The sequence below is a fragment of the Petrocella sp. genome (genome assembly GCF_059865615.1).
Genome location: NZ_JCBCDA010000114.1, coordinates 1 through 7305, shown reverse-complemented (window position 1 = coordinate 7305; position 7305 = coordinate 1). Strand labels below are relative to the sequence as shown.

Annotated in this window: 8 protein-coding genes; 3 read left to right on the top strand and 5 right to left on the bottom strand. The window is 32.8% G+C overall.

What is annotated here, in order from left to right:
* The 3 genes from AC6F8J_RS13470 to AC6F8J_RS13460 form a co-directional block, all read right to left on the bottom strand.
* A partial coding sequence (locus tag AC6F8J_RS13470) for an N-6 DNA methylase (protein WP_500724026.1) occupies nucleotides 1-707 on the bottom strand: 707 nt, incomplete at its 3' end.
* A gap of 342 nt (nucleotides 708-1049) precedes the next feature.
* Nucleotides 1050-1694, bottom strand: a complete 645-nt coding sequence (locus AC6F8J_RS13465; protein ID WP_500724024.1) for a hypothetical protein — start codon at nucleotides 1692-1694, stop codon at nucleotides 1050-1052.
* 97 nt (nucleotides 1695-1791) lie between these two features.
* Nucleotides 1792-2697, bottom strand: a complete 906-nt coding sequence (locus AC6F8J_RS13460; RefSeq protein WP_500724022.1) for a hypothetical protein — start codon at nucleotides 2695-2697, stop codon at nucleotides 1792-1794.
* 226 nt (nucleotides 2698-2923) lie between these two features.
* Between AC6F8J_RS13460 and AC6F8J_RS13455 the strand changes: the two genes are divergently transcribed.
* The 3 genes from AC6F8J_RS13455 to AC6F8J_RS13445 all read left to right on the top strand — a co-directional run bounded on the left by AC6F8J_RS13455 (nucleotide 2924) and on the right by AC6F8J_RS13445 (nucleotide 5380).
* Nucleotides 2924-3157 (top strand): helix-turn-helix domain-containing protein, encoded by a 234-nt coding sequence (locus tag AC6F8J_RS13455; protein WP_500724020.1) that lies wholly within the window; start codon nucleotides 2924-2926, stop codon nucleotides 3155-3157.
* A 748-nt stretch (nucleotides 3158-3905) separates the two neighbouring features.
* On the top strand, nucleotides 3906-4802 hold the full coding sequence (locus tag AC6F8J_RS13450; RefSeq protein WP_500724018.1) for a tyrosine-type recombinase/integrase: 897 nt from the start codon (nucleotides 3906-3908) through the stop codon (nucleotides 4800-4802).
* 104 nt (nucleotides 4803-4906) lie between these two features.
* The gene (locus AC6F8J_RS13445; RefSeq protein ID WP_500724016.1) at nucleotides 4907-5380 is read left to right on the top strand and encodes a hypothetical protein; all 474 of its coding nucleotides are present in this window, start codon (nucleotides 4907-4909) and stop codon (nucleotides 5378-5380) included.
* A 73-nt stretch (nucleotides 5381-5453) separates the two neighbouring features.
* On the opposite strand, the gene AC6F8J_RS13440 is transcribed toward AC6F8J_RS13445, so the two are convergent.
* Both AC6F8J_RS13440 and AC6F8J_RS13435 read right to left on the bottom strand, forming a co-directional pair.
* Nucleotides 5454-6947 (bottom strand): recombinase family protein, encoded by a 1494-nt coding sequence (locus AC6F8J_RS13440; RefSeq protein WP_500724014.1) that lies wholly within the window; start codon nucleotides 6945-6947, stop codon nucleotides 5454-5456.
* A complete protein-coding gene (locus tag AC6F8J_RS13435; protein ID WP_275842134.1) occupies nucleotides 6940-7089 on the bottom strand; it encodes a hypothetical protein in 150 nt (49 codons plus the stop codon). Before AC6F8J_RS13435 ends, AC6F8J_RS13440 begins: the two co-directional genes overlap by 8 nt.
* Between the last annotated feature and the right edge of the window lie 216 nt (nucleotides 7090-7305).

Here is a 7305-nt window from a genome sequence, read left to right as displayed (position 1 = left end):
CCAATACGAAGCATGGTCCTGTCCATATCGTTACCAAAAAACATATCGTTGTTATAGTGGTCTTTTAATTCTTTTATGGCAAACAAATCTTCATTGTTTCTTTTAAGGTACTCACCGGCTTCCACCAAGAAACCAGCCGATCCTGCTGCTGGGTCAACAATTATATCCGTTGGTGTTGGCCTCATCAGTTCTACCATCATTTTTATGATATGTCTTGGTGTTCTAAACTGTCCGTTTGTTCCTGCTGTTGCTACTTTTGAAAGCAGGTACTCATATAAATCTCCCTTTGTATCTCCGTCAGATAATGGTAACAAATCAATGTTCGTCACGATTTTTTCTAGCATTTGTGGCGTTGGAATCATAAAGATGGCATCGTCCATATATCTTGTAAATGCTGAATCCTTATCACCATGCATGGTTTTGATAAATGGAAATACTGTTTTTGAAACCATGTCATACATGTCAGAGGCGCTCAATTGCTTAAACTTCTGCCATCTTAAATTCTGCTGTTCATCACTAAATATTTTATCAACTTCAATGCCAAGCAATTCCGCATTTCTTTCTAAATCTGTTTGTTTTTCATCCAGTCCTTTTATAAATAATAGGTAGGTAAACTGTTCGATAACCGACAATGGGTTGGTAATGCCACCTGTCCAGAATATCTCCCATATTTTATCTACCTTGCTTCTTAATTCACCTGTAATCATGATAGTTCCTCCAATGGTTTTTCATCTATTCTCTATAACAGCTTAATAAATGCTCAATTAATTCTTCTTCAAGTCCCTTTGCTTTAAAAATCATAAAGTGCCTTTTTTGCCAGTTATTTGTGACTCATATTCAGATTACTTCTGACCTCTTTCGTTATTTGAGCAAATTCCACTTTATACGCCTCCAACTCGTCACTTTATATTGTAGCAAATGTTATAGTATATTCATACGTTTAATTGAAATATATTCCATTTTTTTAAATGTAAATTCAGTACTATTATAAATAGAGAAAGCTAAACCAATGAAGGTTCAGCTTTCTCTATTTAACTTAATGTGTTCCCTTAACTTTCGTCCCTAATTAATTCAAGTTTTCCGTTTTTTAAACTATAAGATTCAAAGTCACCTTTATCCCACGGATTAGTTGAAAGATAAATCCCTAGTTTAGCTTCAATAAGATTGATTTTTTCCATAACTGCATAAAGTTTTGATGATCCATGTACAATCAGATACCCTTTATTTCCTATTGCTGCTTTAATCCTATTGATGACATTTTCTTCAAGCAATGAGCTATAACAGCTTATTCTTTCATCTATTCCATAGACTTTAAAAATACCTGAACCTTCATCAATTTCTTTAAGGTGTAAGTTGACTGACCTATAGTATTTTTCAAAATTCAATTGAGCAATCTCATATAAACGGTCATATTCAGCCATTTCACCTTCCAAAATAAACCTTAGTTCTTCTCCAACTTCATAGTCTACAAAAGCTATACGATTACCTGATTCATCAATTTCACACCTCGGCTTTGCCATCATAGAAACATATTCTCTTTCTTCTAAAGAATATGGAATAATCCTTTCAATTGATGGCTCTGTTCGTGGTCCAATCGAATCCATCTTCAATATTAATTTACTAAAAATTTTTTCGTCTAGCTCGGATATTATATCCTCATTGATCTTTATCTTTGTTACATTTTTTTTATCCATGTTAATAATCTCCTTTTTAATCAATGCCTAATTATCGTTCCGTAGGTACTCTATCCAATTATTTTTGTACATTTCAAGTCTTTTTTTGGTTTTTATTTTATGATGACCAGTTACCGTTCCAATTTAGCATTTCAGAAATATTATGAATTCCAAACTTATTTAAAAATTCTCTAATGACTCTTGGTTCTTTTTGTTTCCACAAAGGCCGATACATAATCTTTATGCTGACATCAGAAAGATTTACACTATCAAGTTTTCCATTAACAAAATCACGATAATAATCATCTTGCATAATAACATAGCCTATTCCAATTCCAAAGGAATAGTGAAAGTCTACATGTTCTCTAGCCTCCTTCATCGCTTCACTCTCCGGTACAGCAAACATAATAATTGAATTATGGCATCTAGTTACATAATTTAATGTTTGGTGTAATGCATCAATGTTAACCGCATCTCGAGTTGATTTCACTTCTACAGCTGTTACTGAAACATCCGATATCGCTAATACACCATGGTCAATGTCGCTAACTAGTATATCTGGAACAGATTTTTTGCCCAAGCCTTCTGGCCGTTTGTTAGCAATTATGATACTTTTCATATCTTCTATATCAATGAAGAATTCGGCTATTGGCTTATATAACAATTCTTCAATTCGTCTTGTTCTATATGATTTTTCATCAAATGAACCATCCTCATTGCTTTTCTGACTAAGTGGTTCGCTATAAAAGTACCCATTTCCATTGGAGCTTACCCCACAACCGACAGTTTCTACAGACTTGCTAATACTTGTGGCGAACGAATTGCTAAAAATATTCTGAATTTCTTCTTCTGTTAAGTCAATGTGGTTAATAAATTTTTTCAAAACTTCTTTTGCTCTTAATTTTTCATTAATACCTTTGTCAAACATTTCTTTCAGAATTTGTTCAGAAACTCTCGCTATTATAGATTCTTTTGTGTCTTCCAAAACTTCTCCATTACGCATCCTTATTATCATTTTTGCCATTTGCATTCTCCTCTTCTTTGTTTTAGTGTTTTCTAACTAACAAACATTATGTACATATCCAATCAATTTTGTAACTTTAAAATGTATTAATAATTTATTAGTTTATATTACACTTTTATGTTACATAAGTCAACCGTTTTTTTGAAACTTTATCGTTACTATTAATAATTTTATTGATAGTCATCATTTTAAAGTGTATAATCAAGTATAAAGTGAGGTGTATCTTATGGAAGGAAAATCGTCTGAAATAATTCGAAATTTATGCAAACGTAAAAATATAAAAATCTCTGATTTAGCCGAAAAATTAAACATGTCTAGTCAAAATCTTAGCAACAAACTTCGTCGGGATAACTTTCCCGAATCCGAATTACACGACATAGCTGTGGCCTTAAATTGTAAATACATACAATACTTTGAAGATAAAGATGGTAAAATATATAAAATAATTCGAGAGGATTAAATTGAATCTTGATGGATTACAAACACAAAAAAGCGAAACTCTTTGGAGCTTCGCTTTTTTGTGTTGCTTCATATCCTATTTTATAAAACTTGGTAATCTATAACTATTATTATTTAAGCTGCTTCTTAGTTTTTCAGAGTTCAGTTCATGTCTATTCCAGATTAAAATAATCGATTATCTAATGCTTTCAGCATAAAAAATATTTATTTATAAATTTAACTTGAAATGCTAAATAATCATTTAGGATAATGTTTTTTCATACTTGGATTGATTGATAGAAATATTGGAACTTTGTATCTTAAACGGTATTTTATTGATTCACGAAGGTATTTCATATATAGCGCTTATTGTTACTTTGGCGCACACTCGAACATAGAATTATCATACCCTATACTCCAAACCAGAGCATTTCGAGCAACCTCCTTGCAATGAACAATTGCAACTGCAAATGCAGTTACAGGAGCGTATTACTCAACATAAGCATTTAGCCCGTCTCGATCAATTATTGACCTTTAAGCGGTTAAGCTTTGAACTAAGGACAGCTGCTAAGCTGTCATTAATTCAAAACTTAACCTAATTAAAATTTAACATTATGTTCGAGACGGGCGGTGGCAGGACGCAGTTAAAATACGAAGGCTAATATATAGAAGGATTGTAGCACCAAAACCATTTGAAATAAAATAAGAAAATACTGAAACAAGCCATACTTTCATATGGCTCTATTCATCATACACAGGAGGTTGATATTATGAAACTAAACGAATTATCTGAAAAAGAGGAAAAAATATACATGAATCTAAAAAACCAAGTAGATAGTTTTTTCAAGAAAACAAATGAAAAATCATTTAAAACAAGGGATCGGTACCGTGATGCAATGCATGATTTCTCAAAATTTCTGGCTCAAAACTATCGAAAAGAGAACTTAAGCGCTGTTAATAACAAACATATTTCAGCTTATATTAATCATCTTCAAAAGGTTGAAGGACAGTATTCTTCAAGCTATGTGACCACCAATCTATCCGCCATAAGATTTTTTTATGATCGAAAAACGAAGGGCAAATTTATCATAAAAACAAATAAAGAACTGGGTGTCATTCCAAGAACACAATCCGACCGGATTGGCTCCGAACGGAGCATGAAAGATAAAGATCTTCAAACTCTTTATCATGCAGCCAAAAACATAAATAGATTGGATTATATCAAGTTATTTCAAGTTGCTGATACCTTCGGTTTAAGGCTACATGAAGCTTTTAAATTGAGAAGATCTCAAATTAAAAGAGCTTTAAAAGAAGGCTCTATTGAAATTGTTGGAAAAGGTGGCTTGAAGCGGTATTTACCTCTTGATCCTGATGGAAAACAACTTTTAATCGAACTGAAAAATTCTAAATTCACAAATTCAGATCGGATTTTTGTTGAAAATGGTAAAAAGACTCATTTGGAAATGAAAACATTTCAACGTTTCATTAATATTTCTAGAAAATCTGGCGTGACAACATCTTTTCACAGTTTGAGGCACAAATATGCCAATGAGTTGTATCATACACTACGATCAAAGGGCTTGACAGACTTTGAAGCAAGGACTGTGGTCTCAAAAAGACTTGGGCATAATCGACTTGATATCACGAACGTATATCTTCATTTGTAATATTCTGTGGTTCACCAATTATTTGGTGAACCACAGAATAAAAAAAACACTTGACACGCATAATCATCTTTCTATATAACGTTCATACGAAAGGAGTTGGTTGTATGCCAAAATATATTAGTTTTAAAAATGGTAACCTTGAATTCATGGATCAAAATGGCGTTAAGCGTTCTGCACCAGAATTTTTAAACAAAGGTGCCAAAAATTATCGATTTGACCTTGAGTCCAATATACTTGAAAAAAAATGTATCCAGTGTCATAGCTATTTTGTGACCCAAAAGCTTGAAGGCGATCAATTTTTTGACATCCATGACGAAGATGAAATTCATTATATTAGCACCAGTTCTGGTTATCATGGGCGTTGTAAAAAATGTCTTAATGAACATCCAGCAGAAGTTTGTCAAACGCAATATGATCTGACCGATGGGTCTAATGAGTATCAATTAAGTGCAGAAGCTAATAAGTACATTTTTCAAGTAGCGATCGAAAAAGGATTAACTAAAGAAGATTCTCTAGAGTCCATCGTTCTTTTAGTAAAAAAACATAACCCTGTAATTTATACAGAAAAGATTAAATAAAAAACTGGGTAGCTTTCCGAAGGGAAGCTACCCAGTTTTTTTGATATTTTTTTCTATTATAAGTTGCTGATCCTTACTTTTTAAACCTATAATGTATCTCAACTTCATTTTTACCTCTTACAATTATACATTTAATAAAACGGTTGAGTAATTCACGGTTGATACTTGAAAAATCTGTGATACCAGCGAATTGTTCTTTTAATCTTGTTTGGATTTCATTTTCAGTTATTGTGACATTTGCATTTTTTAGTTCGTCCAATCGACTATTAATATTATCAATCTTAGTTCTTAGTAACTCAACTGAAGCGTCAAATTCATCTTCAGTAATCTCTTTCATGACTTTTGATAAAATCAAGTTGGACTTAGCGTCTTCATATTTTTCTTTTTTGGCAAGTAAAAGCTTTTTTTCATTATTCACTTTATATACTTTCCGTTTTAATTTCTCATCGATTTCTTCGTTTAATGAATCGTTAATCTTATACTGCTGAATCAGATCACTAAGTTCTCCTTGGATGAGTCCAATTAACACATCTTCTCTGATAGCATTTGAAGAACATACACTTCTACCATGACGGGCATATGCCGCACAAATATATCTATTGCCGGCGCTGCGGTACCAGTATTTTTTTCCACAAGAACCACACTCGATTAAATCGGTAAAAAGATGTTTTTGAGGCGTCGGCCTTGGACCAAACGCCCTTTCTGCCATATATCGCTGCGTTTCTTCAAATAATTCTTGACTAATAATCGCTTCGTGCGCATTTTTAATAATAATCGGACTGCTAATTGTTTTACGTTTTTTAGTGAAGACGCCAATAGACTCTTCTTTATTCTGAATTAAATCACCTGTATAGGCTTGATTGGTCAAGATATATTTTATTGATGTTCCGTGCCAGTGTATTCCAGCATTCTTTTTACCTTTTCTAAGCCCGGGTGGTGCAACATCCTCTCTATCCAAGAGCTTTGCTATTGAATCTACACCTTTGCCTTCTCGTAAATACAAATGAAATATTTTCCGTACAATATCTGGTGAATCATCTTCGCAAATGTATAATTTTTTTTCTTTAACATAATAACCAAATGGCGCTTCAGAACGTGTGTATTCACCTTTTTTCATCTTTACCTTAAAAGCATTTTTAATCTTTTTTGATAAATCCGCTGAATAGTGTTCATTGGTCAAGCTTTTAAATCCATACATCAATGGGTCATTAATAATGCCTGCGCTTTCGTCGACCGCAAAAAGCTCAATTTGGTTTTCTAAAATGATGCGTTTAAACCAATGTGAAACCTCTTGATTTCTAGCTATTCTTGAAAGGTCTTTAGCAAAGATCGCTTTGAATTTTCCCATCTGCGCATCCGCCATCATTTCATCAAACTCACGCCGACCATCCACCTTTGTTGCTGTTATACGCTCTTTATATACTTTAAAAAGCTTATAACCCATCTGTTTCATTCTCTCTTCAAGTATCTCATACTGCTCTTCATATGAAGAATCTTGACTCTCATTGTTCGTTGACACTCTAATAAGCATAGCCGCATACTCATTACCTAAAACCTCTTTATTCATAATCAATACCTCCTAGATTGCCTTCGTATTTTTCATCAAATACTGCATCATTGATGACTTCATCTACTTTTTGAGTAATCATGCTTTTCATTAGCATTTCAAAAGAAATGCCATCCTCATCAAATTTTCTAATAACTTGCATAAGAATTCCTCCCGTCATATTGGATTTGAATTCTCAATGCCTTCTTTTAGTTAATAAAATCCTTGGTTCTAATTTGAATTCATTAGCATTCTACTCATCCGGTTCCTGAAGTCAATTTTTGACACAGTTTTTTTGGTATAATACGTTATAAAGTTTTTTAGGTGGCTGTTTCAAGTTTTTTTGCACAAAAAAAGACAAACCACTAAAGTTTGTCTT

What these genes read in the sequence shown, in the direction of transcription:
- AC6F8J_RS13465 (WP_500724024.1), bottom strand. Translation starts at nt 1,694, where the DNA reads ATGGATAAAAAAAATGTAACAAAGATAAAGATCAATGAGGATATAATA.
- AC6F8J_RS13460 (WP_500724022.1), bottom strand. Translation starts at nt 2,697, where the DNA reads ATGGCAAAAATGATAATAAGGATGCGTAATGGAGAAGTTTTGGAAGAC.
- AC6F8J_RS13455 (WP_500724020.1), top strand. Translation starts at nt 2,924, where the DNA reads ATGGAAGGAAAATCGTCTGAAATAATTCGAAATTTATGCAAACGTAAA.
- AC6F8J_RS13450 (WP_500724018.1), top strand. Translation starts at nt 3,906, where the DNA reads ATGAAACTAAACGAATTATCTGAAAAAGAGGAAAAAATATACATGAAT.
- AC6F8J_RS13445 (WP_500724016.1), top strand. Translation starts at nt 4,907, where the DNA reads ATGCCAAAATATATTAGTTTTAAAAATGGTAACCTTGAATTCATGGAT.
- AC6F8J_RS13440 (WP_500724014.1), bottom strand. Translation starts at nt 6,947, where the DNA reads ATGAATAAAGAGGTTTTAGGTAATGAGTATGCGGCTATGCTTATTAGA.
- AC6F8J_RS13435 (WP_275842134.1), bottom strand. Translation starts at nt 7,089, where the DNA reads ATGCAAGTTATTAGAAAATTTGATGAGGATGGCATTTCTTTTGAAATG.